At 73.9% G+C, this 25,038-nt stretch carries 21 protein-coding genes; 13 read left to right on the top strand and 8 right to left on the bottom strand.

Features of this window, described 5'->3' with window-relative positions; all coding sequences use genetic code 11:
- Positions 1-135 precede the first annotated feature (135 nt).
- From mmuM to ACZ6Z8_RS38180, 5 genes are all read left to right on the top strand, one after another.
- Positions 136-1,080: a homocysteine S-methyltransferase gene (mmuM, locus tag ACZ6Z8_RS38200; RefSeq protein ID WP_465614566.1), complete on the top strand. Its 945-nt coding sequence runs from the start codon at positions 136-138 to the stop codon at positions 1,078-1,080.
- Positions 1,081-1,258: 178 nt separating this feature from the next.
- Complete coding sequence (locus ACZ6Z8_RS38195) at positions 1,259-2,023, top strand: IclR family transcriptional regulator (protein WP_465614565.1); 765 nt, start codon at positions 1,259-1,261, stop codon at positions 2,021-2,023.
- Between the two features lie 300 nt (positions 2,024-2,323).
- Positions 2,324-3,043 (top strand): MIP/aquaporin family protein, encoded by a 720-nt coding sequence (locus ACZ6Z8_RS38190; protein WP_465614564.1) that lies wholly within the window; start codon positions 2,324-2,326, stop codon positions 3,041-3,043.
- Positions 3,044-3,155: 112 nt separating this feature from the next.
- Complete coding sequence (glpK, locus tag ACZ6Z8_RS38185) at positions 3,156-4,676, top strand: glycerol kinase GlpK (RefSeq protein WP_465614563.1); 1,521 nt, start codon at positions 3,156-3,158, stop codon at positions 4,674-4,676.
- 174 nt (positions 4,677-4,850) lie between these two features.
- Positions 4,851-6,443: a glycerol-3-phosphate dehydrogenase/oxidase gene (locus ACZ6Z8_RS38180; RefSeq protein WP_465614562.1), complete on the top strand. Its 1,593-nt coding sequence runs from the start codon at positions 4,851-4,853 to the stop codon at positions 6,441-6,443.
- Positions 6,444-6,634: 191 nt separating this feature from the next.
- Here the strand turns inward: ACZ6Z8_RS38180 and ACZ6Z8_RS38175 are convergent, their stop codons facing one another.
- Positions 6,635-8,029, bottom strand: coding sequence for a GntP family permease (locus ACZ6Z8_RS38175; RefSeq protein ID WP_465614561.1), 1,395 nt, complete (start codon positions 8,027-8,029; stop codon positions 6,635-6,637).
- Entirely contained in the window at positions 8,026-8,580 is a 555-nt protein-coding gene (locus ACZ6Z8_RS38170; protein ID WP_465614560.1) for a gluconokinase, read from the bottom strand. Before ACZ6Z8_RS38170 ends, ACZ6Z8_RS38175 begins: the two co-directional genes overlap by 4 nt.
- 227 nt (positions 8,581-8,807) lie before the next feature.
- Here ACZ6Z8_RS38170 and ACZ6Z8_RS38165 point away from each other — a divergent pair, with 227 nt between their 5' ends.
- The 3 genes from ACZ6Z8_RS38165 (at position 8,808) to ACZ6Z8_RS38155 (ending at position 11,057) form a co-directional block, all read left to right on the top strand.
- Positions 8,808-9,503, top strand: coding sequence for a FadR/GntR family transcriptional regulator (locus ACZ6Z8_RS38165; protein WP_465614559.1), 696 nt, complete (start codon positions 8,808-8,810; stop codon positions 9,501-9,503).
- A 171-nt stretch (positions 9,504-9,674) separates the two neighbouring features.
- On the top strand, positions 9,675-10,085 hold the full coding sequence (locus ACZ6Z8_RS38160) for a hypothetical protein (RefSeq protein WP_465614558.1): 411 nt from the start codon (positions 9,675-9,677) through the stop codon (positions 10,083-10,085).
- 57 nt (positions 10,086-10,142) lie between these two features.
- A complete protein-coding gene (locus ACZ6Z8_RS38155) occupies positions 10,143-11,057 on the top strand; it encodes a DUF1444 domain-containing protein (RefSeq protein WP_465614557.1) in 915 nt (304 codons plus the stop codon).
- Here the strand turns inward: ACZ6Z8_RS38155 and ACZ6Z8_RS38150 are convergent.
- From ACZ6Z8_RS38150 to ACZ6Z8_RS38135, 4 genes are all read right to left on the bottom strand, one after another.
- Positions 11,054-11,812 (bottom strand): metallophosphoesterase, encoded by a 759-nt coding sequence (locus ACZ6Z8_RS38150; protein ID WP_465614556.1) that lies wholly within the window; start codon positions 11,810-11,812, stop codon positions 11,054-11,056. The two genes, ACZ6Z8_RS38155 and ACZ6Z8_RS38150, sit on opposite strands and share 4 nt — an antisense overlap.
- A gap of 19 nt (positions 11,813-11,831) precedes the next feature.
- A complete protein-coding gene (locus ACZ6Z8_RS38145; protein WP_465614555.1) occupies positions 11,832-16,397 on the bottom strand; it encodes a hypothetical protein in 4,566 nt (1,521 codons plus the stop codon).
- 42 nt (positions 16,398-16,439) lie between these two features.
- A complete protein-coding gene (locus ACZ6Z8_RS38140; protein ID WP_402828495.1) occupies positions 16,440-17,315 on the bottom strand; it encodes a hypothetical protein in 876 nt (291 codons plus the stop codon).
- A 64-nt stretch (positions 17,316-17,379) separates the two neighbouring features.
- Positions 17,380-18,924, bottom strand: coding sequence for a hypothetical protein (locus ACZ6Z8_RS38135; RefSeq protein ID WP_465614554.1), 1,545 nt, complete (start codon positions 18,922-18,924; stop codon positions 17,380-17,382).
- Positions 18,925-19,109: 185 nt separating this feature from the next.
- Here ACZ6Z8_RS38135 and ACZ6Z8_RS38130 point away from each other — a divergent pair, with 185 nt between their 5' ends.
- The 3 genes from ACZ6Z8_RS38130 (at position 19,110) to ACZ6Z8_RS38120 (ending at position 21,534) form a co-directional block, all read left to right on the top strand.
- Positions 19,110-19,874, top strand: a complete 765-nt coding sequence (locus ACZ6Z8_RS38130; protein ID WP_465614553.1) for an IPT/TIG domain-containing protein — start codon at positions 19,110-19,112, stop codon at positions 19,872-19,874.
- A 216-nt stretch (positions 19,875-20,090) separates the two neighbouring features.
- Positions 20,091-20,615 (top strand): hypothetical protein, encoded by a 525-nt coding sequence (locus tag ACZ6Z8_RS38125; protein WP_465614552.1) that lies wholly within the window; start codon positions 20,091-20,093, stop codon positions 20,613-20,615.
- Between the two features lie 142 nt (positions 20,616-20,757).
- Complete coding sequence (locus ACZ6Z8_RS38120) at positions 20,758-21,534, top strand: LamB/YcsF family protein (RefSeq protein ID WP_465614551.1); 777 nt, start codon at positions 20,758-20,760, stop codon at positions 21,532-21,534.
- 48 nt (positions 21,535-21,582) lie between these two features.
- On the opposite strand, the gene ACZ6Z8_RS38115 is transcribed toward ACZ6Z8_RS38120, so the two are convergent.
- Positions 21,583-22,509 carry an aminoglycoside phosphotransferase family protein gene (locus ACZ6Z8_RS38115; protein WP_465614550.1) on the bottom strand — a complete coding sequence of 309 codons (927 nt, stop codon included), beginning with the start codon at positions 22,507-22,509 and terminating at the stop codon, positions 21,583-21,585.
- Positions 22,510-22,554: 45 nt separating this feature from the next.
- A complete protein-coding gene (locus ACZ6Z8_RS38110; RefSeq protein ID WP_465614549.1) occupies positions 22,555-23,322 on the bottom strand; it encodes an alpha/beta fold hydrolase in 768 nt (255 codons plus the stop codon).
- A gap of 111 nt (positions 23,323-23,433) precedes the next feature.
- Between ACZ6Z8_RS38110 and ACZ6Z8_RS38105 the strand changes: the two genes are divergently transcribed.
- Together ACZ6Z8_RS38105 and ACZ6Z8_RS38100 are read left to right on the top strand one after the other, a co-directional pair.
- Complete coding sequence (locus ACZ6Z8_RS38105) at positions 23,434-23,958, top strand: PadR family transcriptional regulator (RefSeq protein WP_465614548.1); 525 nt, start codon at positions 23,434-23,436, stop codon at positions 23,956-23,958.
- 121 nt (positions 23,959-24,079) lie between these two features.
- Positions 24,080-24,862: a class I SAM-dependent methyltransferase gene (locus ACZ6Z8_RS38100; RefSeq protein WP_465614547.1), complete on the top strand. Its 783-nt coding sequence runs from the start codon at positions 24,080-24,082 to the stop codon at positions 24,860-24,862.
- Positions 24,863-25,038: the final 176 nt, after the last annotated feature.

Raw genomic sequence — 25,038 nt, 5'->3', positions numbered from 1 at the left:
CGGGGCACCTGTTGCCGTCGTTCTCGGGATGAGCACAACGTAACGACTCCGTTCCCCCGGCGGCAAACGGTTTTCCCGGTGCCCGGGGGCCTCCGGCTTCTAGGCTGTGACCAGGAACGTCCCGAGGAGGCCGCCATGCCCACTGCTCCCCCGCCGGACTTCGCCGCGGCGCTGGCGGCCGGTCCGCTCGTCCTGGACGGCGGGATGTCCAACCAGTTGGCGGCCGCCGGGCACGACCTGTCGGACGCGCTGTGGTCGGCGCGGCTGCTCGCGGACGACCCGGAGGCGGTGGTGGCGGCACACCGGGCGTACTTCGCCGCGGGGGCCGAGGTCGCCATCACGGCGAGCTACCAGGCGAGCTTCGAGGGCTTCGCCCGGCGCGGGGTGGGGCACGCGGCGGCCGCGCGACTGCTGGCGAGCAGCGTGGAGCTGGCCCGGGAGGCGGTGCGGGCGGAGCCGGGCGGGCGGCGGCGCTGGGTGGCGGCCTCGGTGGGCCCGTACGGGGCGGTGCTGGCGGACGGTTCGGAGTACCGGGGCCGGTACGGACTGAGCCACGCCGAGCTGGTGGCCTTCCACCGGCCGCGGCTGGAGGTGCTGGCGGCGGCCCGGCCGGACGTGCTGGCGCTGGAGACGGTGCCGGACGCGGACGAGGCGCGGGCGCTGCTGGAACTGGTGCGCGGGCTGGGGATGCCGGCCTGGTTGTCGTACAGCGTGGCGAACGGCCGGACCAGGGCCGGGCAGCCGCTGGCGGAGGCGTTCGCGCTGGCCGCGGAGGTGGACGAGGTGCTGGCGGTGGGCGTCAACTGCTGCACGCCGGGGGACGCCGACCTGGCGGTGGCGGTGGCGGCCGAGGTGACCGGCAAGCCGGTGGTGGTCTATCCGAACAGCGGGGAGGAGTGGGACCCGGACCGCCGGGACTGGCGCGGGGAGCCGACGTTCCGCTCGGCGCGGGTGGGCGGCTGGCTGGCGGACGGCGCCCGGCTGGTCGGCGGCTGCTGCCGGGTGGGTACGGACGGGATCGCCGCGCTGGCGGCCGAGGTGGCGGTGCGGCGAGGGGTGCTCAGCGGGGTGGAGGGGTAGCCCCGGCCGGGGGGTGCGGGGACCGAGGGTGCGGGGGCCGAGGGGTGCGGGAGGTTAACACCCGGCCGAGCACGGGTTACCGAGGGGGAAGGTGCACGGACGGACGACGGCCTGGCAGACTCGTCCCGTCACCACTGCGGTCGACAATGTCGACCGCCTGTCAGCGCGGAGGTACCCCATGCCCGGCCCGATCCAGTCGCTCTCCCGGGCCGCCGCGATCATGCGCCTGCTGGCCGGCGGCGAGCGCCGCCTGGGACTCTCCGAGGTCGCGACCGCCCTGGACCTGGCCAAGGGCACCGCGCACGGCATCCTGCGCACGCTGCAGCAGGAGGGGTTCGTCGAGCAGGATCCGGAGAGCGGCAAGTACCAGCTGGGCGCCGAACTGCTGCGGCTCGGGCAGAGCTACCTGGACGTGCACGAGCTGCGGGCGCGGGCGCTGGTGTGGGCGGACGACCTGGCCCGGGCGGCCGGCGAGACCGTCTACCTGGGGGTGCTGCACCAGCAGGGCGTGCTGATCGTGCACCACGTCTTCCGCCCCGACGACACCCGGCAGGTGCTGGAGGTCGGTTCGATGCAGCCGCTGCACAGCACCGCGATCGGCAAGGTGCTGGTGGCCTACGACCCGGTCGCACGCGGGGAGTTGGGCGACGGGCCGTACGAGTCGTACACCGTGCGGACGTTGACCGGAGCGGCCGAACTGGACGCCGAGTGCGCGCTGATCCGGGAGCGCGGCTGGGCGGACTCGGTCGAGGAGACCTGGGAGGGCGTGGCCTCGATCGCCGCGCTGATCCAGGACCGCCGGCGCAACCCGGTGGGCGCGGTGTGCATCAACGGGCCGGTGGAACGGGTCTGCGAGGACGGCTTCGTGAAGCCCTCGCTGGTGGCCTCGGTGCGCAGCGCGGCGCGGGCGATCTCCCGCGACCTGGGCGCCGGGCGGTTCTGAGTACAGCGGTCGATTCGTCACGCTGAGGCGCGGACGGGCGGTGAGCCTGTCCGCGCCTTGGCGTTTTGTCCCGATTCGGGGCGCTCCGCTGGGTAACTTCGGGGGACCGACCGAGGGAAGGGTCACAGCTGAGTAACCCTGCCTTGACGCGGGGCCGACCTGGGGAGGAAGCTTCCGCATGACGGTCGACATTGTCGAACGATGGCCGGGAAGATCACTCCCACAGCGCGCTCACCCGCACAGGGTTCCACCGGCCACCTGCCCCCACCCGCACCTCCGGGCATTGACAAGGGAGTCTTTGTGTCCGCGTTCTCCAACGGCGACGTCTTCGTCGGCGAAACCCTCGGCACCGCCGCCCTGATACTCCTCGGCGGTGGCGTCTGCGCCGCCGTGACCCTCAAGAAGTCGAAGGCCATGAACGCCGGTTGGCTGGCGATCACCTTCGGCTGGGGCTTCGCGGTCCTGATCGCCGCCTACATGACCGGCGCCAAGTCCGGTGCCCACCTGAACCCGGCCGTCACCATCGCGCTCGCGGTCAAGAGCGGCGACTGGAGCCAGGTGCCGCTCTACATCGGCTCCCAGATGCTCGGCGCGATCATCGGCGCCGTGCTGGTCTGGCTCACCTACCTCGGCCAGTTCCAGGCCAACAAGGAGCCCACCCTCGGCATCTTCTCGACCGGGCCCGAGATCCGGAACCCGGTCCAGAACGTGATCACCGAGGTCATCGGCACCTTCGTGCTCTGCATGGCGATCCTGACCCTCGGCACCACCAAGGGCCTGGACAGCAGCGGCATGGGCACCCTGATCGTCGCCCTCACCGTCGTCGGCATCGGCCTCTCGCTCGGCGGCCCCACCGGCTACGCCATCAACCCGGCCCGCGACCTCGGCCCGCGCATCGTGCACGCGCTGCTGCCGATCCCCAACAAGGGCAGCTCCGACTGGTCCTACGCCTGGGTCCCGGTCGTCGGCCCGATCCTGGGCGGCCTGGCGGCCGGCGGCGTGTACAACGCCCTCTTCTAAAGGACGGGTTCGAACCCGCCGCGCACGGGGACTGACCGGACGGACGTCCATCGAACGTCCGGTCAGGCCCACCCACCCCGTAACCCCCGAACCTGAGCCGAGGACCCTCCACATGACCTCCACTGGCAACTACATCGCCGCGATCGACCAGGGCACCACCTCCAGCCGCTGCATCATCTTCGGCGCCGACGGCCGGATCGTCGCCGTCGACCAGCAGGAGCACCGGCAGATCTTCCCCCAGCCCGGCTACGTCGAGCACGACGCCACCGAGATCTGGACCCGGGTGCAGTCGGTCGTCCGCGGTGCGCTGGAGAAGGCCGGTCTGACCAAGGACGACATCCGCGCGATCGGCATCACCAACCAGCGCGAGACCACCGTCCTGTGGGACAGGAACACCGGTGAGCCGGTGCACAACGCGCTGGTGTGGCAGGACACCCGCACCGAGGCGCTCTGCCGCGAGCTGGGCCGCAACGTCGGCCAGGACCGCTTCCGCCGCGAGACCGGCCTCCCGCTGGCCAGCTACTTCGCCGGCCCGAAGATCCGCTGGCTGCTGGACAACGTCGAGGGCCTGCGCGAGCGCGCCGAGGCCGGCGACATCCTGTTCGGCACCATGGACACCTGGGTGATCTGGAACCTCACCGGTGGTGTCGACGGCGGCAAGCACGTCACGGACGTGACCAACGCCAGCCGCACCATGCTGATGAACCTCAAGACCCTGGCCTGGGACGAGAGCATCGCCGAGTCGATGGGCGTGCCGATGGCCGTCCTGCCGGAGATCCGCTCCTCCGCCGAGGTGTACGGCGAGGCCGTCGGCGACCTGGCCGGCGTGCCGGTCGCCTCCGCGCTCGGCGACCAGCAGGCCGCGCTGTTCGGCCAGACCTGCTTCGACGAGGGCGAGGCCAAGTCCACCTACGGCACCGGCACCTTCCTGCTGCTGAACACCGGCGAGAAGATCGTCAACTCGTACCACGGCCTGCTGACCACGGTCGGCTACCGGATCGGCGACCAGGCCCCGGTGTACGCGCTGGAGGGCTCGATCGCCGTCACCGGCTCGCTCGTCCAGTGGCTGCGCGACCAGCTCGGCATCATCTCCACCGCCGCCGAGATCGAGACCCTCGCCAACACCGTCGAGGACAACGGCGGCGCCTACTTCGTCCCGGCCTTCTCCGGCCTGTTCGCCCCGTACTGGCGCTCCGACGCCCGCGGTGTGATCGCCGGTCTGACCCGGTACGTCACCAAGGGCCACCTGGCCCGGGCCGTCCTGGAGGCCACCGCCTGGCAGACCCGCGAGGTCGTCGACGCCATGCAGAAGGACTCCGGGGTCGAGCTCACCGCCCTCAAGGTCGACGGCGGCATGACCAGCAACAACCTGCTCATGCAGAACATCGCCGACGTCCTGGACGCCCCGGTCGAGCGCCCGTACGTGGCCGAGACCACCGCCCTCGGCGCGGCCTACGCGGCCGGACTCGCCGTCGGCTTCTGGAACGACCTCGACACCCTGCGGGCCAACTGGCACCGCGCCGCCGAGTGGACCCCGCGCATGGACGAGGCCACCCGGGAGCGTGAGTACAAGAAGTGGCTCAAGGCCGTGGAGCGCACCATGGGCTGGGTGGAGGAGGAAGAGAACAACTGACCGAAAGCCGGTCGGGGCCCCTGGCCCCGGCCGGCCGCCCGCTGTTCCGGCAACGGGTGCCAACGGGTTCAACCCGGCCCGCCGCACCGGGCCGACCGGCCCCTCCCGCAGGGGCCGCACCGCACACGAGAGGAGTAACGGCGCCGCCCGACCAGCGCGCCGTACACAACCACCATGGCAACCATCCCGACCCTGGGCGCCGAGCGCACCGCCGGCCGCACCGCCTCCCGCGCCGAGACCCGCGAGCTGCTCGGCAAGGCCACCTACGACCTGCTGGTGATCGGGGGCGGCATCCTCGGCACGGCCGTCGCCTGGACCGCGTCCCAGGCCGGCCTGAAGGTCGCCATGGTCGACGCCGGCGACTTCGCCGGCGCCACCTCCAGCGCCTCGTCCAAGCTGGTCCACGGCGGTCTGCGCTACCTGCAGACCGGCGCGGTCAAGCTGGTCGCGGAGAACCACAAGGAGCGCCGCGCGCTCTCCACCGACGTGGCCCCGCACCTGGTCAACCCGCTGACCTTCTTCGTGCCGGTCTACAAGGGCGGCCCGCACGGCGCGGCCAAGCTCGGCGCCGGCGTGTTCCTGTACTCCGCGCTGTCCGCCTTCCGCGACGGCATGGGCCGGGTCTCCACCGCCGCCCACGCCGCCCAGCAGGTGCCCGCGCTGCGCACCGAGGGCCTGCGCTCGGTGGCCGTCTACGGCGACCACCAGATGAACGACTCGCGCGTCGCGGTGATGACCGTGCGCGCCGCCGTCGACGCCGGCGCCGTGGTGCTCAACCACGCCGAGGTCACCGGCCTGCGCTTCACCGGCGGCCGGGTCACCGGCGCGGAGCTGCGCGACCGCCTGGACGGCAGCGAGTTCGGCGTCAACGCCCGCCTGGTGCTCAACGCCACCGGCCCGTGGGTGGACCACCTGCGCAAGATGGAGGACGCCGGCGCCGCGCCGTCGATCCGCCTCTCCAAGGGCGCCCACGTCGTCGTCAAGCGCCGCTCGCCGTGGCGCGCCGCGCTGACCATCCCGATCGACAAGTACCGCGTCTCCTTCGCCATCCCGTGGGAGGACCACGTCCTGCTCGGCACCACCGACGAGGAGTACACCGGCGACCCGAAGGACGTCCGGGCCACCGACGCGGACATCGACCAGATCATGGGCGAGGCCGCGCACGCGATCCGCGACGAGCACCTCGACCGCGACCTGATCACCTACTCCTTCGCCGGTCTGCGCGTGCTCCCCGGCGGTCCGGGCGACACCGCCGCCGCGAAGCGCGAGACCGTGGTCACCGAGGGCCGCGGCGGCATGCTGTCGGTCTCCGGCGGCAAGTGGACCACCTACCGGCACATCGGCCGCGCCGTGCTGGAGAAGCTGGCCCACGTGCCCGGCACCAGCCTCGGCGAGGACATGTCCCCGATCGCCCCGACCGTCCCGCTGCCGGGCGTCGGCGCGCCGAACGCGGTGGCGCACCGCCTGCTGATCGACCGCGAGCCGGGCTCGCGGATGGAGCCGCTGGTGGCCAAGCACCTGGCCAGCCACTACGGCACGCTCTCCTTCGAGATCGCCCGCATGATCGACGAGAACCCGGAGCTCGGCCGGCCGATCCACGAGGACGGTCCGGACGTCTGGGCGCAGGTCGCCTACGCGGCCGACAACGAGTGGGCGTACACCGCGGACGACGTGCTGCGGCGCCGCACCACCATGACGGTGCGCGGGCTGGACACCCCAGAGATCCGGGGCGAGGTCGAGGCCTTCCTGGCCGAGCGGTCCAAGTAACCGGCCTGCGGCGGGCGGGCGTTCGGGGTTTCCCCGGGCGCCCGCCCGCCGTTTTCCGTCAGACCGGCGTACCGGCCCTGGCGGCGCAGTGATCGAACGGGCAGCGACAGGAACGAGCAGTGCGACACCGCCGAGGGGCGGCACCCGGACCGGTCCGGGTGCCGCCCCTCGGCGGTGGTGCGCGCGGCGCGCTAGATCAGCATGCTCAGCGGCAGGATCAGCGATATGGCGACGACCGAGATGATCGTCTCCATCACCGACCAGGACTTCAGTGTCTGGCCGACGCTCATCCCGAAGTACTCCTTCACCAGCCAGAAGCCGGCGTCGTTGACGTGCGAGAGGAACAGCGAACCGGCGCCGACCGCGAGCACCAGCAGGGCCGAGTGGGTCGAGGACATGTTCGCCGCGAGCGGGGAGACGATGCCGGCCGCGGTGATGGTGGCGACCGTCGCGGAGCCGGTGGCCAGGCGGATCAGCACCGCGATCAGCCAGCCCAGCAGCAGCGCCGAGATGTGCCACTGGCCGGCCCAGTGGCTGACCATGTCGCCGACGCCCACGTCGATCAGGGTCTGCTTGAAGCCGCCGCCCGCGCCGACGATGAACACGATGCCCGCGATCGGGCCGAGCGCCCTGCCGACGGTGTCGGAGATCCGCGCCCTGTCGAAGCCGGCCGCCCTGCCGAGGGTCAGCATGCCGAGCAGGGTCGCCGCCAGCAGGGCGATCAGCGGGGAGCCGACGAGGTCGAGCACCCGCTGGACCATCGCCTTCGGGTCGTCGATCACGACGTCCGCCAGGGCCTTGCCGAGCATCAGCACGACCGGCAGCAGGATCGTCGCCAGCACCGCGCCGAAGGACGGGGTGTGCTCGCGCTCGACCGGCTCCTCGGGGGTGACGGCGGTCGGGATCTCCAGCGGGCCCACCCAGCGCTCGGCGACCCGGGAGAACAGCGGGCCGGCGATGATCAGGGTCGGGATCGCGACCAGCAGGCCCAGCGCCAGGGTGATGCCGAGGTCGGCCTTCAGGGCGTCGATCGCGACCAGCGGGCCCGGGTGCGGGGGCACCAGGCCGTGCAGCACCGACAGGCCGGCCAGGGCCGGGATGCCGACCCGCATCAGCGGCACGTTGCCGCGCCGGGCGACCAGCAGCACGATCGGGATCAGCAGGACGACGCCGACCTCGAAGAACAGCGGCAGGCCGAGGAGGGCGGCGATCAGGGCCATCGCCCAGGGCAGCGCCTTGCTGCCGGTCCGGGCCAGCACGGTGTCCGCGATGATGTTGGCGCCGCCGGAGTCGGCGAGCAGCCTGCCGAGCATCGCGCCCAGGCCGATCAGCAGGCCGACGCCGGCCACGGTGGAGCCGAAGCCCGTGGAGAAGCTGTTCAGCAGCTTGTCGAAGGGGGCGCCCGCGACCACGGCCAGCAGTCCGGAGCCGAGCGTGAGGGCGAGGAAGGGGTGCAGCTTCAGCCGGGTGATCAGCAGGATGATCGCACCGATGCTGAGCAGCACCGCGATCAGCAGCTGGGTGTTGCTGCCGGTGTGCGGCAGGGCCGGTGGGGCGGCCGCCAGGAGGGTGGGGGCAAGGCTCACGCGAGGTCTCCATTGACGGGCCGCAGCAGCGCCACGGCCATCTCGACGAGTTCTTCGGGGGACGGGCCCACGTCCAGCACGGCGCCGTTCTCGTCCGCACCCAGGGGCTCCAAGGTGGCGTACTGGGAATCGAGCAGCGACGTCGGCATGAAGTGGCCGGTGCGGTGGGAGAGCCGGTCCTCGACCAGCTCGTGGCCACCGCTGAGGTGCAGGAAGAAGGCGTCCGGGGCGTCCGCGCGCAGGATGTCGCGGTAGCCGTGCTTCAGCGCCGAGCAGGTGACCACGCCCCCGGTGCCGGCCTCGGTGCGGGCCTTGAGCCACGCGCCGATGGCGCGCAGCCAGGGCTCACGGTCCTGGTCGTCCAGCGGGATGCCGGCGGACATCTTGGCGATGTTGGCCGGCGGGTGGAACTCGTCCGCCTCGGCGAAGGGGAGATCGAGGCGGTCGGCCAGGAGGCGGGCCAGGGTCGTCTTGCCGACCCCGGAGACGCCCATCACCACGACGGTGCGGGGGGCGTCCGGGAGGGCGCGGTTCTCGACGTTGAGAGCCATGGGTGGTGCTCCTTCGTTGCAGGCCGCCACTATCGCTTCAAAGATATGACGTATTCAAGTGGGGGAAACCAAATCGTCATACTTTTACTTCCCCGCAGGCGCGCGGCTGGAGGCGGGGGTGACTGGTGACCCGGGCGGGGCGGATGGGACATGGGCGGGGCGGACGGGACGTGGGCGGGGCGGAGGGTGGCGTGGGGGTTCGGGCCGGTGGCGTCTACGCTGGGCGGATGGAGATCCAGGGGCTGCCCGGTCGGGTGCTTGACGAGCTCGGGCCGGCGATCGCGTCGGGGGAGATCCCCGAGGGCGCGGTGCTGCGCGGGGAGGAACTGGAGCAGCGGTTCGGGGTGTCCCGGACGGTCGTCCGGGAGGCGGTGCGGGTCCTGGAGGGGATGCGCCTGGTCGCGTCCCGGCGGCGGGTCGGGATCACCGTCCAGCCGAAGTCGCTCTGGGACGTCTTCGACCCGATGGTGATCCGCTGGCGTCTGGCCGGCGCCGACCGGCCCGCCCAGCTGCGCTCGCTCGGCTCGCTGCGGGTGGCCGTCGAACCGGCCGCGGCCGCGCTCGCCGCCACCCATGCCACCGACGACGACCGGCGCGAACTGAGCTCGCTGGCCGTGGAGTTGACGGTCGCCGCGCGGGAGGCCGACCTCACCACCTTCCTCGGGCACGACATCGCCTTCCACGCGCTGGTGCTGCGCGCCTCCGGGAACGAGATGTTCGCCCACCTCGGGGACACCGTGGGGGCGGTGCTCACCGGACGTACCGAGTACCATCTGATGCCCCATCAGCCGGAACCGTACGCGATCAGGCTGCACCGGGAGGTCGCCGACGCGATCTGCGGGGGCGACGCCGTCCACGCGGAACGGGCGATGCGGACGATCGTCACGGGCGCCCTGGAGGAGCTCAACCTGCAGCTGGGCTGAGCTCCCGCCTCCGTCTGCCCCGGATCACACGATTTGACGGCAGTTCGGTGGAATTCGGACGCATGCTCCGGGTTCGGCGGGGGCAGAGTGAGGCAAGGGGGCGCGTTTCGCGTGCGCCCGTTCCCCGTCCACACCGTCACCGAGACCGGAATCGCGCCTGGGGGTCGTCCGATGTCCCTGCCACGCCGCCGTCGCCGCCTGCCCGACGAGGTGCGATACGCCGCGGTCCGGGCCGTGCTCTGTCTGGCCTTCACACTGGTCGGCGTGGTGGTCGCGACCCTGGCCTCGTACGCGGGCAGTTGGCTGATGACGCCCGCGCTGCTGGCGATGGGGCTCGGGGTGTTCGGCACGATGTGGTGCCTGCTGGAGATCCTGATCTCCCGCCAGATCGCCGCCCAGCGGATGCGCGGGCCGAACTCCGCCCACCCGATGGCCGGCAGCCGGGTGCCCCTCGAACCGCCGGCCGCCCGGCCGCTCCCCCGGCCCGGCAGCCGGCAAGGGCGGCCTGGCCCTCCCGGGCAGCCGGGCCAGCCGCCGTACCGGCCCCAACCGCCGCACCAGCCGCGGCTGCCGGCGGCGTGACCGGGCGGCTCCGGGCCACCCCGAGTGCCGTCGGCGGGTGCCCGTAGAGTCGGGCGCATGAAGTTCTTCCGTTCCAAGGGCGAGCCCCAGTACGACCCCGACCTCACCAACCTGACGGTCGACCAGGCCGAGCACCTGCGCGAGTTGGTGCGCCGGTACCACGCCGAGATCGGCGTACAGGTGACGGTCTCCGGGCAGACCCTCCGGCGGGCCGAGGGCACCAACAACCTGTACAACCTCGCCGAGTTCTGCCGCGGCACCGATCCGGGCGACTGGCCCGGGATCGTCGCACGGCACTTCGGCTCCCTCCTGGGCGCCGCCCGGACGATGCCCGGCGGTGCCGACGAGACCCTGAGCCGCGTCTACCTCCGGCTCGTCGCCGACGACGCGTTCCCGGCCGAGATCGCCTCCGCGTTCAGCTACACCCGGCCGGTCGCGACCGGCCTGCTGGAGGCGCTCTCGGTCGACCTGCCCGACACCGTGCGGACCTTGGACGACAAGGCCGTCGCCGAGGTCGGGCTGCAGCGGCTGCGGGCCGCCGGGCGAGCCAACCTGATCGCCGACCCGGTCGAGTACGAGGCCCTCCAGGGCCCGACCGAGGGCTCCAACCTGTACGCGGTGTTCGGCGACTCGATGTTCGTGGCCAGCAAGGCCCTGGTGCTGGACGATCTGGCCCGCGCGGTCACCGGGCGCGAACTCCCCGAGGAGGGCGCCCTGTTCGCCGTGCCCAGCCGGGACTACCTGTTCTTCCATCCGCTCGCCGAGGCCGGGGTCGCGGGTGCCGTCAACGACCTGGCGTCGATGGCCCTGCGCGTTCACCAGGAGAACCCGGGGCCGCTGTCGCCCCGGCTCTACTGGTGGCACAAGGGCGAGGTGACCAACCTGACCGTGATCGACGAGGCCGATCGCTCCTTCTCCGTCGTGCCGCCCGCCGAACTCATGGAGATCCTGCGCCGGTTGGCGGGGAGCTAGTCGGTGACCACCCGGTAGTGGGTGGTGAGCCGGCCGCCGTCCAGGACGTGGAAGGCGAGCATCGGCGGGTGGTCGAAGAGGATGCCCTTGCCGCCCTCGCAGGGCAGCGTGATGGTGGAGACCACCCCGGGCGCGACCAGCACCGGCAGGCCGGCGAAGGTGGTCGCGGCGGAGGTGTGGGCGTGGCCGCAGAGCAGCGCGGCCACCCGGGGGTGGCGGCCCAGCACCTGCGCCAGCCGTTCCTCGCCGAACTGGCGGATCCCGTCGACGAACGGGAGGTGCAGTTCGACGGGCGGGTGGTGGAAGGCCACCAGGGCCGGCAACTCCTGACGGCCCGAGGCCAGTTGGGCGTCCAGCCAGTCCAGGGTCCGGTCGTCCAGCAGGCCGTCGTGCTGCTCGGGTATCGAGGAGTCGAGCATCAGCACGTCGGCGCCGGGCAGTCGGTGCAGCCGGTTGACCGGGTCGGTGGTGGGCTCCTCGCCGAGCAGCACCTGCCGGTACGGCGCCCTGCTGTCGTGGTTGCCGGGGCAGGTCAGCACCGGGTGCCGCGAGGCCAGCACCTCGGCGGCCTGCCGGTACTCCTCGGGCAGGCCGTGGTCGGCGAGGTCGCCGGTGACCAGCACCGCGTCGAGCGGGCCGGGCAGGGCGTCGAGGTACGCCATCACCTGCTCGGCCCGCCGCCGGGCCCGCTTGCCCGCGTCCCGGCGGTGGACCTGGCCGAGGTGGATGTCACTGAGGTGCGCGATCGTCAGCATGGTGATCACGCTAACCAGTTCACGGCTGTGCGGGAACCTCCGCGGGGCGCTTGAACATCCGGGTGGCGGTGATCTCGCCGTGGATGGTCGGGCCGTCCGGGTCCTGCGGGGCGGGCAGGCCGGGGCGCAGGTGCTCCTCCACCGAGATGTACTTGAGGCCGGCCCGCAGGTCGGCGTCGTTGCGCAGCCGGATCACCAGCGGGAACTCGGCGAGTGCGGTGGTGTCGAACAGGCCGGTGGTGTAGATCAGCTGGACGCCGAGGGCGTCCGCCACCGCGCGCTGGAGCTCCAGCAGGTAGGTGGCGTTGGCGCGGCCGATCGGGTTGTCGAGGAACAGCGTGCCCGCGTGCCGCAGTTGGGACTGGCCGCGGTCGTTGGCGCGCAGCGCGGCCATCGTGCAGTAGAGCGCGATGGCGGCGGTGAGCAGCTGGCCGCCGGAGAAGACGTCGGACATCTGGCCGACGCCGACCCGCTCGGCGCGCAGCACCGCGTCCGGCTTGAGGATCTCGACGCTGACGCCCTTGGGGCCGATCGCGGCGGCGACACCGCGCAGCAGCAGGGACATGCCGTCGCGCCGCAGGTCGCTGTTCTTCCGGACGGCGGCGCGGGTGGCCTCGTCGATGACCTCGCCGAGGCGTTCGACCAGGGTGGCGTGGTCCGGGTCCTCGAAGCGGATCCGCAGGAACTCCTGTCCGGACCACTCCCCCAGGCCCTCGGGGAGCCGGGACAGCCGCTGGGCGGCGCGCAGGGTGGCGAGCGAGGTCTCGACCAGGCCGCGCAGCCGGTCGACGATCGAGCCACGGTTGCGCTCCAGCTGGGCCAGCTCGTCGGTGAGCACCCGCAGCCGGGGCGCGAAGGCGGCGGCCCAGGCGGCGGCGTGCTCGGGCAGCGCGGAGGCGGGCAGTTCGCGGATCTGCTGGCGGGCGGGGGTGCGGACGGCCTCGTAGCGGGCGGCGTTGGCGTGCCGGACCAGCGCGTCGGAGGCGTCGCGGACGGCGAGTTCGGCGGAGGACAGTTCGCCGGCCGCCGTCCGCAGACTCCGCCGGGCGTCGGTGGAGGCGTTGCGGGCCTCGGGCAGCGAGCCGAGGTAGGGCTCGACCGGCTGGCCGTCGTCCTCCTGCAGCTCGCGCAGGCCGTCGCGCAGCTGGCCGGCCAGCTCGTCGAAGTCGGCGGCGGCGGACTGGGCGGTGTCGAAGGTGCGCTGGAGGTCGGCGAGTGCGGTGCGGGCGGCGTCCACCGCCTCCCGGCACTCGGCGAGCCGGCTGGTGGCGGTGCGCAGCAGGGTCTGGGCGTGCTCGGGGTCGGTGGGGACGAGTTCCTCGGGCAGTTCGGTGTGCGCCTCGCCGTCGGCGGGGGCGGAGCGCTCGACCTCGCCGCGCAGGCGGCCGAGCTGCTCGCTGGCGGCGGCGGAGCGGGCCTCGATGGTGGCGACCAGTTCCTCGGCGCGGGCGGCGGCGGCCTGGCGGGCCGGGCCGTCGGCGCCGTCGGGGCTGCCGAGGAGCTCCTCGGCGCGGGTGCGGACCTTGTTGGTGAGGCGGTCGAGTTCGGCCGCGGCGGCGGCCTCGTCGCCCTCGGCGCGGGCCTGTTCGGCGCGCAGGTCGGCGCCGACGCCGACCTTCTCGTACAGCTGGGAGGCGGAGCGGTAGGCCTCGCGCAGTGCGGGCAGCGCGGCGGGGGCGGTCTGCTCGGCGGGCTCGTCGGCCTGCTCGGCGGCGGGGATCTCGGCGCGTTCGGCGCGCAGGGCCCGTACCGTGCGGCGGGCGTCGTCGGCGGCGCGCTGGGCGGCCCGGCGGTCCTCGTCGCAGGTGCGGGCGCGTTCGGCGCAGACGGCCTGGCGGCGGTCGCACTCGGCGGCGTCCTCGGCGAGTTCCCGTTGGCGGCGGGCCCAGTTGGCGCGTTCGCGCAGCCGGAAGGCGAGGCCGGAGAGGGCGTCGGCGCGGCGGCGGGCGCGCTGGGCGGCCTCGCGGTGCTCCTCGTGGGCGGAGGCGGCGGCCGCGTGGTCGGCCTCGGCCTCGTCGTGGTCGGCGCGCAGGGTGGCCAGGGTGGCCGCGGCCTGCTCGGCGTGCTCGCGGGCGGCCTCGGCGGCGGCGGCGAGTTCGGCGAGGGTGCCGGGCGGGCAGCTGGCGTGCCAGGAGGCGAGGCGGGCGGCGAGGGCGCGGTCGGCGCCGAGGCGGCCGGCGAGTTCGCGGATGTGCTCCTCGCGGGCGGCGGCGCGGGCGCGCAGTTCGCGGCGCTCGCCGTCGGCGGCGGACTCGTCGTGCATGGCCGGGTTCGGCGGCACCAGGAAGAAGGCCGGCTCGTCGGTGATCGGGGCGATCAGGGAGGCGGCGGCGCCGACGGCCACGGTGGAACGCGGCAGCAGGGCGGCGGCCTGGAGGGCCTCGCGGGCGCGCTCCAGCGAGGACGGGTCGGTGACGACCACGCCGTCGACCAGTTCGGGGCGGGCGGCGAGGATCGCCTCGTGGTCGGCGGGGTCGACGGACTGGGCGAGGTAGCGCCAGCCGGGCAGGGCGGGGATGCCGTGCTCGGCGAGGTACTCGACGGTGGCCAGCACGTCGGGGCCGGGCGGCAGCAGGCCGCCGTCACCGAGCGCGGCGAGGATGCGGGAGTCGTCGGCGGCGGCCGTCCGGAGGTCGAACAGGGTGCGTTCGGCGGTGGCGATGGCCTCGTCGAGGAGTTCGCGCAGGTATTCGGCGTTGCGGTCGAGCACGGTGGGGGTGAGGAAGCCGGCGTCCTCCTCGGCGTCCTCCTGGTACGGGGTGAGCGAGAGCAGGTCGGCGAGGCGCTGTTCGGTGGCGAGCAGCGCGGCGGTGCGCTGCTCGGCGGCCAGCGCCCGGGCGGCGTCCTTGCGGGCGTCGCCGGCCCGTTCGGCGGCGAGTTCGGCACGGGAGGTGGCGGCGGAGGCCTCGCGCAGCCGGGCGGCGCTCGCCTCGGCGGCGGCACGGGCCTGGGCGAGGGCCGCGGCGGCGGCCTTCTCGACGTCGGCGGCGTGCAGCGCGGCCCGGGCCGGGTCCACGTCGCCGTCGGCGTCGATGAAGCCGGCCTCGACGGCGGCCTGGGTCTCCTGCTCGACCTCGGCGAGGCGCTGGCGCAGGTGTTCGGCCTCGCTGCGGGCCTTCTGGGCGGCGGTGGCGGCCTCGGTGGCGGCGGACTGGGCCTTGCCGCCGTCCTCCTGGAGCTCGCTCGCGCGCTGCTCCTCGGTGTCGGCGCGGGCTTCGGCGGCCGCGGCGGCGGCCTCCAGGGCGCGGGCGAGCGCGGTGGCGGCGCGGGCGCGGGCGGCGAGCGCGGGGGCGGCGTCCAGCTCGGCCTCGCGGATGGCGGCGGCGACCCGGGCGACCCGGTCGGCGGCGGCGCGCTGGCGCAGCACGGCCTCGGCGGCCTGCCAGGCGGAGTGCAGGGTGCGGGCGTCGATGAGCTCGCGGCGCAGCGCGGCGGCCTCGGCGGTGGCCGCCGCGAGGCTCAACGTGGCGTGCCGGTGGGTGAGTTCGTCGGCGATCAGGCTGTGCCGGGTGCGGTCGGACTCGGCGGCGGTGACGGCGCTCGCGGCGGCGGCGACCTCGACGGCGAGGTCCTGGGCGCGGTCGCGTTCGGCGGCGGCGCGGGAGGTGAGGGCGTGGGCGAGGCGGCGGGCGCGGCGCTCGGCGGTGCGGTGGGCCTCGCGGACGGTCTCGCGGGCGGTGGTGGCGTCGACGATGCGTTCCAGCAGGTCGAGCGAGCCGGCGGTGAAGTCGCGTTCGGCGGTGAGTTCGGCGCGCAGGCCGAGCTTGGCGGCGAAGCCGTGCACCAGGTCGGCCAGGCCGTCGGTGTCCCGGGTGTCGGTGACGGCGCGCAGCAGCAGGTCGGTGAAGTCCTTGTCCTGCTTGACCGCGAAGAGGCCGGCCGCCTCGCCCTCGTCGGCGTTCATCTCGCGCTGGTAGCGGAAGAGTTCGGGGTCGAGCCCGAGTTCGCCGAGGTGCTCGGTCCAGCGGTCGTGGCCGTCCTCGAAGACCAGGTCGAGGTGGGGGTGGGCCTTGCCGGCCTCGGTGAGGGCGTCGCGGAAGCCCTTCATGGTGCGGCGGCGGCCGCGGGCCTTCTGGTCGCCGGCCAGGCTGACGCGCTCGGCGACCGGCAGCGAGTCGAGGGTGAGGCCGGGGCCGGGGCGGAAGGAGTACCAGGTCTCGGCGAACTTGCGCGGGTCGGAGGAGACCTGGCGGCCGCGCCACTCGCTGACCTTGCCGACCACGATCAGCTCGCCGGTGACGGTGTGCTGCCACTCCAGGGCGACGTGGCCGCAGTCGTCGGCGAGCAGGAACTTGCGCAGCACGCCGGAGCTGGCGCCGCCGAGGGTGTTGCGGTGGCCGGGGAGCATCACCGAGAAGATCAGCTTGAGCAGGACGGACTTGCCGCCGCCGTTCTCCAGGAAGAGCACGCCGGCCGGGGCGGGGCGGCGGACCGGGCCGTCGGCGTCCTCGCCGAACAGGCCGATCTGCTGCGGGGCCGGGTCGGCGACGGGCTCGCCGACGCCGCGCAGGTCGAGCACCGTGTCGGCGTAGCGGGCGCCGGCCGGTCCGATCGAGTAGAGGCGGACCCGGTTGAGCTCGTACATGTGCGGCGGTTCTCCGTGCGTCTTATGGGGTTGTCAGAGCGATCAGAGCGAGTGGAACGGCAGGCCGGCGTCGGCGACCAGCTCGTCGGAGGTGTCCGGCGGCAGCAGGCTGGCGGTGCCGTCGGAGACCGGGACGATGCCGAGGTCGAGCAGTTCGGCCATCGCGGCGCTGCCGGCCAGGTCGCGGACCTGGAGCTGGTAGCGGGCGGTGGTGCGGTAGGTGCCGCCGGAGTCGTCGGAGACCTTCTGCAGGAAGCCCGAGTCGACCAGGAACATGACGGCCTTGGCGACGATGCCGATGGTGGAGCCGGAGAGCCGGCGGGCGTCCTTGGTGGCGCCGGTCGCGGTGCGCCGGGCCCAGACCCGCCAGGCGGCCTCCAGTCCGGGGGCGTCGGAGGCCGGGTCGGTGTTGGCGCCGTCGGCGTCGGCCTGCTCCTCCAGGCGGCGGCAGGCCTGGCGGACGAAGGAGTCGACGCCGTTGACGGTGATCCGGCCGAGGTAGCCGTCGTCGGCGAGGTCCTCGGGGCGGGGGAAGGCCATCGCGGCGACGGCGAGGTGGGCCAGGCCGTGCAGGAAGCGGTCGGTGGACTCGGAGGCGGCGCGGCGCGAGTAGTCACCCATCCGGACGGCGAACAGCGAGTCCTCGGCGGCGGCGACGGCCATCCCGGCGCGCGCCGAGACCTCCAGGACGACCAGGCCCATGCCGGTGGCGATGGCGTCGGCGAGGCGGGCGAACGGCGGGTCCTCGCGGTGGCGGCGGACGAGTTCGGCGTACTCGGCGTCGCGGGCGGGGAGCAGCTTGGCCTGGAGGCCGAAGGAGACCAGCCGGGCGGCGTCGGCGACGTCGGCCGGGGTGATCGGCGCGGGGGCCGCGGGTTCGGTCTCGGCCGCCCAGGACGTGTCGTGGTGGGTCGTCACGGGCGGTACTCCTCGGGGGTGGCGCGGTGGTTACGGTTCGTCAATGTGCTGTTCCGGCGGCGGGTCAGCCGGCGTCCTTGCGGTCGGCGGCCATGCCGACCGCGTCGAGCAGGGCGCTGCCGACGATCAGGTCGGCGCCGCCGAACTCCGGGTCGCGCAGCGGGGTGCCGTCGTCCACGGCGAACAACAGCCGCTCCTCGCCCTGGCGGTAGGCGGTGCCGACCGGCGGGCTGGCCGCGTGCACGGCCAGCAGGGCGACCAGGTACGAGAGTTCCGGGTCCCGCTTGCGGGCGTCGGCGAGCAGGCCGGAGAGCCGGCGGGGGGCGTCCGGGGGCAGGTCGAGCAGTTCCAGGGCGGATTCGAGCTGGGCCTCGGAGAAGCGGCTGTCGTCCGGGGTGGCGACGAGGTCCGGGTCGGGCAGCTCGGCGCCGAGGTGCTCGCGCTCGACCGGCGGGGTGAGCAGCAGGTCGACCAGGTCGGCGACCCGGACCGAGACGGGCGTGCGCAGGCCGGCGCCGCGGGCGAAGAAGGCGCCGGTGGGGCGGACGGCCTGCTCCACCGGCAGCCGCAGCACGGGGGCGAGCAGCTGCCCGTAGAGGTCGATGCCGCTGCGGGCGCCGGGGGTGGCGAAGGCCTGCCGGTCCTGTTCGGCGCGGAACAGCGGGCCGGCCTCCAGCAGGCGGGTCTGCAGCTGGGTGTGGCGGCGGATGCAGTCCTTGACGATGTCGACCAGTTCGGCGGCGCGCCGCTTGTGCTCCGGGTCCTCGGCCTCGTCGCGGGCCTTGCGGATGTTGGTGAGAATCGCGTTCTCGTGCCGGTAGCGGTCGGCGATGTGGTCCAGCGCCTCGTCGATGAGGTCCGGGACCGCCTTCATCCAGTCCACCGCGCGGACGTTGCGGCGGGTGGCGTCGAGGGCGCGGCGCAGCGTCTCGGCGTACTGGACGGTGCGGTAGCGGGCCTGCTCGGCGGCCAGCTGGGCGTCGGCCAGGCGGCCGCGGCGGATCAGCACCTCCAGCTTGACCTCGGCGGCGATCTGGGCCGAGGTGACGTCGGTGTCGAGCGCGCCGACCAGGACGTTGACCGCCTCGTCGGTGGTGCGGAGGTAGACGCCGCCGTCCGGGCCGGGGACCTCCTCGATCAGCTTGAAGTCGTAGTCGCGGCGGACGTACTCGCCGTCCGCGCCGAACGTGCCGTACACGGCGCGGAAGCCGCGGTCCACGCTGCCGACGTTGATCAGCGACTCCAGCACCCAGCGGGCGACCCGCTCGTGCTCGGGGGTGTGCCGGTGCGGGGCCTGAGCGGCGACCCGGGGCAGCATCCGGGCGAGGACTATGTCGCGGTCGGCCCCGGTGTCGAAGTCCATGTTCAGGGTGACCAGGTCGATCGCGGCGAGGCCGACCTCGGCCATCGCGTAGCCGCCGTACTCGCCGGCCAGGTTGACCTTGCGGTTGTCCAGGTCGTGCAGCGGGGCGGTGCAGGCCAGCGCCTTGAGCCGGCGGGCGAGGCCCTCGTCGGCGGCGGGGCCGGGCGCGGGCCGCGGCGCGGGCACGGCGGCGCCGGCGGCCGGCCGGAGGCCGGGCTCGGTGGGCGGGTCAGCGATGGCGGTCACGGTGGACAAGATTAGAGGTTCGCACCGACATCGACCGAAACGGACCTTGCGGGCGGCCCGGAGGACCGGCCGGGTGGCGTGTCGGGGGCGGATGCAGAACGCGGTTTCGACGAGATCGCGCCATTCCCGAACCGGCATTCGACAAAACCGTGAGGGCGGCAGGGTGGTTCGGTGATGATCGACGCATGATCACCCGACCGGCCGTGGCCGCCCTCGGCGCAGCCCTGTCCCTGACCGTCCTCACCACCGGCGCCGCCATGGCCGCGCCGGCCGGCCCGCCGCCGACCTCCGCCCAGCACGTGACCGTCTCGCAGGCCGGGAACTACCCCGGCGGCTTCTTCACCTCCGGCAACATGTCGGTGAGCTGGGTCTCCTCCGGCACCGCGGACCTGACCGGCCCGACGCACTTCACCGTCGACCTGCCGCCCGGCGTCACCACCGACGGCGCGATGTTCTACTCCACGCCGTACGACTACACCTTCACCGAGACCCTCTCCCCCGACGGCCGCCACCTGGAGGCCGTGCTCACCGGCACCCGGGTGGTCGGGAAGAGCGAGTTCATGAAGCTGAACCTGCGCACCACCCCCGGCGTGCCGGTCGCCGGGGTGATCACGGTGACGGCCGCCAACCCGAACGACACCGACCCGACCGGGCACGTCTCCCGCTACGACCTCGGCAGCGGCGGCTACCTGCCGGCGACCGTCCAGGCCGCCCCGGCCGTCACCGGGCTGGACACCACCACCGGTCCGGGCACGGGCGGCACCTCGGTGACCGTCAGCGGCAGCAACCTGGCCCACGGCATGGTGCTCGTCGGCGGCGTCCCGGCGGCGGGCGGTTGCACCGACACCGCCTGTACCGTCACCACCCCGGGCGGCTCGGGCAGCGCACCCGTCAGCGTGGTGACCCCGGGTGGCACCAGCGCGCCGGTCACGTACACCTACACGGCGTAGCGCCCGCGCCGACGATGCCCGGGTGCCCGGTGGGGCGCCCGGGCATCGGTGCGTCCGGGCATCGGTGCGTCCGGGCATCGGTGCATCCAGGGCCGGCCCGCCATGTTGAACATGTTCAAAAGATCGGGCTAGAGTCCGTTCCGCGCGGGTGGGGCAAGGCTCCGCCGGCTTCTCGGCGTGCCCGGCAGAGGTGCGCTCGACATGGAGGTGTGCGAGATGGACGGCGACCCTGCGGTCATCCTGCGGCGGGTCCGGCGGTGGCTGTGGCTCTTCCTGGTCTGTCTGGTGCTGAGCGGCCTGACCGCCTTCCCCCTGGAGACCGAGACCGGCTGGCTGGTCGACTTCGCCTCCGGCCCGGCGGCGCCGCTGACCGACCACCTCCCGGCCGCGCTCGCCTGGTTCGAACGGGTGCACACCGGTGTCGTCGAGACCAACGAGCGCTACCCGTTCCTGGCGTACGGCACCGACTGGCTGGCCTTCGCCCACCTGGTGATCGGCGCCGCCTTCTGGGGACCGCTCAAGGACCCGGTCCGCAACATCTGGGTGATCCGCTGGGCCGCGCTCGCCTGCGGCGCGGTGATCCCGCTGGCGCTGATCTGCGGGCCGTTGCGGGGGATCCCGCTCGCATGGCGATTCATCGACATGTCGTTCGGTGTCTTCGGCGTCGTCCCGCTGCTGATCGTGCTGCGGGCACTGCGTCCGCTGGAACGTTCCTTCCAGCAACGCCCCGCCGCGCACTGAGTCGACGGCCCTCGGCGCCGCCCCGGGGCGCGTGCCCGAGGGCCACGCGCCGCAGGGCCCTGCGGGCGCCCGGGTCACGGTCACCGGGCTTCACCGCCAGGCCCTACCATCTGGCTCAACAGCTGCTGGGAGGCGGACGGGCGTGGCCGATGCGGTGATCGATCTCAATGCGGATCTCGGCGAGGGGTTCGGGCGCTGGAGCCTGACCGACGACGAGGCCCTGCTGTCCGTCGTGACCAGCGCCAACGTCGCCTGCGGCTACCACGCCGGGGACCCGTCGACGATGCGCCGGGTCTGCTCGCTCGCCGCCGAACGCGGCGTCCGGATCGGTGCCCAGGTCTCCTACCGCGACCTGGCCGGCTTCGGGCGCCGCGCGATGGACGTCCCCCCGGAGGAACTGGCCGACGAGATCGCCTACCAGATCGGCGCCCTCCAGGTCTTCGCCCGCGCCGCCGGCTCCCGGGTGTCCTACGTCAAGCCGCACGGCGCCCTCTACAACCGGGTGGTCGCCGACTCCGAGCAGGCCGAGGCCGTGGTGGCCGGGGTGCTCCGCGCCGGGGCGGTCTGCGACGGGCCGTTGCCCGTCCTCGGACTGCCCGGCTCCCGGCTGCTCACGGTCGCCGAGGGGGTCGGTCTCCCGGTCGTCACCGAGGCGTTCGCCGACCGCGCCTACACCTGGGCCGGCACCCTCGTCCCGCGCCGCGAACCCGACGCGGTGGTGCACGACCCCGAATCGGTGATCACCCGCGCCGTCGGCATCGCCCGGGACGGCACCGTCGAGGCCGTCGGCGGCGACCGCATCGCCGTCGAGGCCCGCTCGCTGTGCGTCCACGGCGACACCCCGGGCGCCGCTCAGCTCGCCTGGCGGATCCGCGGCGCCCTCGCCTCGGCCGGGGTCCGGGTCGAGGCGTTCAGCTGACGGCGGGCGGGGCGGGGCGCCGAGGTCCGGACACCGGACGGAACACGCTCAGCCGCGGCCCGACAGCAGTTCCGCGATGACCCGTTGGGCCGGATCGAACGCGCCCTCCCCCTCCTCCACGGCCCAGAGCACGTTCTGCAGCACCCGGGCGAGCGTCCAGGCCGCCGCCGCCTCGCGGTCCAGCTCCAGTACCTCGACCAGCAGGTCGAAGCGCCACCGCAGCGCCCGGGCGACGTCCCCGGTGGCCGCGAGGTCCGCCCAGCGGTTGCGCAGCGCGGGCAGCAGCTCGAAGCCGGGGTGCCCGGAGAGCGGCTTGGGGTCGATGGCCAGCCAGGGCGCCCGGTCGCTGCCCGGCGGCGGGGCGAGGACGTTGCCGTAGTGCAGGTCCCAGTGCAGCAGCCGGTCACCCGGCTCGGCCCGGACCGCTCGCAGGGCGGCCGTGCAGTCGGCGAGCAGCCGCCGTTCCTCCGGGTCGCCCAGTGCGGCGGCCGCCGCCGGGGCCCGCAGCAGCAGACGATCCGCGGTGTCACCCAAGGTCCGCAGGCCATCGGGTGATTGATGTTGCGTCAATTCCCGGAGGAGCTCGGCGAGTACGCGCAGTGCCGCGCGGTCGTCGGGCAGCTCCAGCAGCGAGCACGACGGCTCCAGGCGCTCCAACAACATGGATCCGGAGCCGGGTTCGTGGTCGAGCAGCCGGACGGCACCGCGCCCGCCCCAGGCGCGCAGGGCGTCCGGTTCGCCCGCCGTCTCCTCGTCCACCGGCTGGAGCTTGAGCGCCGCGGGGGTGCCGTCGGCGCGCCGGACGGGCAGCACCAACCCGACCACCCCGTGCGCCGCCGGGCCGTCCGGGCGCAGCTCCCAGCGTTCGAGCAACTCGCCCGCCAGGGACGGGAGTCGGGCCGCCCAGGCGCGTCCGTCCGCGCCGCGGAACTCGGCCAGCGACGCGGCCAGCGCGGGCGGGACGGAGACAGGCATGCTTCGGGCTCCTCTACGGAGGTCCCGTTCAGCCTAGTTCGGGGATCAGTCGACGCCCAGTGCCTCCGCGGCCGCCGCCGCGAAGCCGTCCGGGTTGTCGAGCATGATGTTGTGCCCGCAGCCCGGCACCTCGACCACCCTCACCCCCGCCGCGCGCAGTCCCTCCGCGCCCGCCGGTTCCTCCGCCTCCGGGTGGAGGAAGGTGCGCGGGAGGTCGAGTCCGAGCAGCAGCTCGCGCATGGCCGGTTCGCTCCCCCGGGCGAGGTGCACCGCGCTGCGGTACAGGGCCTCGGGCCCGGCCAGTCGCATCGTGGACCACCAGAACGGGCCGACCCGCTCGGCGACTTCCTCCCTCCCGCCGGCCAGGAACTCCGCCTCGGCGTAGCCGGCGATCCCGCTACTGCCGATCCGCGGGCGGCCGGGCTCGACCGGGTCCAGGTTGGCGTCCACCAGGAGCAGTCGGGAGACCAGCCCGGGGTGCCGGTGCGCCAGGACGATCGCGATCGCACCGCCCATGCTGTGGCCGACCACCTCGACCCGGTCCGGGCCGGCGGCCGCGACCGCAGCCGCGACGGCGTCGGCGTGCGCCTCCAGGGTGTAGCCGAAGTCGGCGGGCCGGTCACTGATCCCGAAGCCGAGCAGATCCAGCAGCAACGAGCGGCGCCCGGCGAGCAGCGGATGGGCGGCGGCGGCCGCGAAGTAGGCGGGCGAGCTGGAGCCGAGCCCGTGCAGGTAGAGCCGGGCGGGCTCGGCGCCGGGCAGCTCGACCCAGCGGACCCGGTCGCCGTTCGGGGTGACGGGGGCTTCGCGCATGCGCACACACTCCTGTGTCGGTCGGGGACTGCCGAGACCATAACTCGACATCGAGGTATCACGTAAGCGATATACCCACGCTCCGAGACACCGATCTGAGAGAGTGGGCCCATGCTGAAGCTCGCGATCCTCGGGTTCCTGTACGACCGGCCGCTGCACGGCTACGAGCTGCGCCGCCACCTCGCCGCGCTCACCGGCCACGTCCGCCCGATCAGCGACGGCTCGCTCTACCCCGCGATCAAGCGGCTGGAGGCCGACGGCCTGCTGGTCCGCGAGACCGAGCCCGGCAGCGCCGCCGCACCCCGGCACACCCTGCACCTGACCGAGGCCGGCCGCACCGCGCTGCTCGACCGGCTGCGCGAACCCGAGCCGCTCGACATCACCGACGGGAACCGCTGGACCGCCCTGGTCTCCTTCCTGCGCCACCTCGACGACCCGGCCGCCCAGGCCGCCGTGCTGCGCCGCCGGATCGCCTTCCTGTCCGAGCCGGCCAGCTTCTTCTACGAGGGCGACCGCCCGCGCGCCGCCGAGGAGTTCACCGATCCGTTCCGGCGCGGCCTGCTGCTGACCGCCCGCGCCACCACCGAGGCCGAACTCGCCTGGCTGCGGGCCGCCCTCGACGAACTGTCGAGCTGACAGGCCGACAGGGCGACAGGCCGACAGGGCGAATCGCCCGCGTTGACCGAAAGACGCCGAACCACCCTTCCCTTCGCACCCCGCCCGTGTTCCGATGGCCCGCAGGGGCGACGACACGCACATGGGCAACGAGCGGCGCCCGGGCTACGACGGCACGGGCACCGGCGCGATCACCCCGGACGGCTGCGCGGTCGAGGTGTGGACCCGCCTCCCGGTGGGCGACGCCCCGGACGTGATCGAGGCCGCGGTGCCGCCCGGCGCCCGGATCCTCGAACTGGGCTGCGGCGTCGGCCGGATGACCCACCCGCTGGTCGAGCGCGGCTTCTCCGTCACGGCCGTGGACGAGTCCGCCGAGATGCTGGCCCGGGTGCGCGCGGGCGTCCGCACGGTGCGCAGCCCGATCGAGCGGCTGGACCTCGGCGAGCGCTTCGACGTCGTCATGCTGGCCTCCTTCCTGGTGCACGCCGGCGATCCGGCCGTCCGTCAGGGTCTGCTGGAGACCTGCCGCCGCCACGTCGCCGAGGACGGCTGCGTGCTGGTGCAGCGCGAGGGCGAGGACTGGCACCGCAACGTGCCGCGCGAGAGCCGGATCGCCGGGACGGACGGGGTGTCCCGGATCCTCTCCGCGACACCGGTCGGTTCCGGGGTGAACTCCGTCCACGCGGAGTACGTCTTCCCGGACGGCACCTGGACCCAGACCTTCCTGTCCCGCCCGCTCAGCACGGAGGCCTTCGAACAGGCCCTGACGGACGCCGGGCTGCGGGTCGAGGCGTACCTGACGGAGGACCGCACCTGGGTCCGGGCCCGGCCCGTCGGCTGGTCCGGCCCGTCGACTGGTCGGGCACGGCCCGGCGGCCCGGTGGCGGCCGGCGCACCGGCGCCGGACGCGGGTTCGATCAAGTAGAACGGCGTTCCACCGGCGGCCGCCCGAAAGGCAGTGGGCCGGGACACCCACACGGTGTCCCGGCCCACTGAACGAAGAGGACCTAGACGAGTAGTTCCGAAGTCGGCTGGGTTTGCCGGTTCTGCTCCGGGCATGCAGGGAGGGTGTCCAGCATTCGGGTTGTGACGACCGAAGAG

The sequence above is a fragment of the Kitasatospora sp. NPDC101108 genome, assembly GCF_055584725.1.
The sequence above is the reverse complement of the archived record's forward strand: the minus strand, read 5'-3'. Positions and strand labels throughout refer to the sequence as shown.

Excerpts from the sequence above, each read along its gene's own strand:
- ACZ6Z8_RS38165 (WP_465614559.1), top strand. The coding sequence starts at position 8,808 with ATGGAGATCCAGGGGCTGCCCGGTCGGGTGCTTGACGAGCTCGGGCCG.
- ACZ6Z8_RS38155 (WP_465614557.1), top strand. The coding sequence starts at position 10,143 with ATGAAGTTCTTCCGTTCCAAGGGCGAGCCCCAGTACGACCCCGACCTC.
- ACZ6Z8_RS38195 (WP_465614565.1), top strand. The coding sequence starts at position 1,259 with ATGCCCGGCCCGATCCAGTCGCTCTCCCGGGCCGCCGCGATCATGCGC.
- mmuM (WP_465614566.1), top strand. The coding sequence starts at position 136 with ATGCCCACTGCTCCCCCGCCGGACTTCGCCGCGGCGCTGGCGGCCGGT.
- ACZ6Z8_RS38130 (WP_465614553.1), top strand. The coding sequence starts at position 19,110 with ATGATCACCCGACCGGCCGTGGCCGCCCTCGGCGCAGCCCTGTCCCTG.
- ACZ6Z8_RS38125 (WP_465614552.1), top strand. The coding sequence starts at position 20,091 with ATGGACGGCGACCCTGCGGTCATCCTGCGGCGGGTCCGGCGGTGGCTG.
- ACZ6Z8_RS38170 (WP_465614560.1), bottom strand. The coding sequence starts at position 8,580 with ATGGCTCTCAACGTCGAGAACCGCGCCCTCCCGGACGCCCCCCGCACC.
- ACZ6Z8_RS38150 (WP_465614556.1), bottom strand. The coding sequence starts at position 11,812 with ATGCTGACGATCGCGCACCTCAGTGACATCCACCTCGGCCAGGTCCAC.
- ACZ6Z8_RS38100 (WP_465614547.1), top strand. The coding sequence starts at position 24,080 with ATGGGCAACGAGCGGCGCCCGGGCTACGACGGCACGGGCACCGGCGCG.
- ACZ6Z8_RS38145 (WP_465614555.1), bottom strand. The coding sequence starts at position 16,397 with ATGTACGAGCTCAACCGGGTCCGCCTCTACTCGATCGGACCGGCCGGC.
- ACZ6Z8_RS38180 (WP_465614562.1), top strand. The coding sequence starts at position 4,851 with ATGGCAACCATCCCGACCCTGGGCGCCGAGCGCACCGCCGGCCGCACC.
- ACZ6Z8_RS38115 (WP_465614550.1), bottom strand. The coding sequence starts at position 22,509 with ATGCCTGTCTCCGTCCCGCCCGCGCTGGCCGCGTCGCTGGCCGAGTTC.
- glpK (WP_465614563.1), top strand. The coding sequence starts at position 3,156 with ATGACCTCCACTGGCAACTACATCGCCGCGATCGACCAGGGCACCACC.
- ACZ6Z8_RS38160 (WP_465614558.1), top strand. The coding sequence starts at position 9,675 with ATGTCCCTGCCACGCCGCCGTCGCCGCCTGCCCGACGAGGTGCGATAC.
- ACZ6Z8_RS38105 (WP_465614548.1), top strand. The coding sequence starts at position 23,434 with ATGCTGAAGCTCGCGATCCTCGGGTTCCTGTACGACCGGCCGCTGCAC.
- ACZ6Z8_RS38110 (WP_465614549.1), bottom strand. The coding sequence starts at position 23,322 with ATGCGCGAAGCCCCCGTCACCCCGAACGGCGACCGGGTCCGCTGGGTC.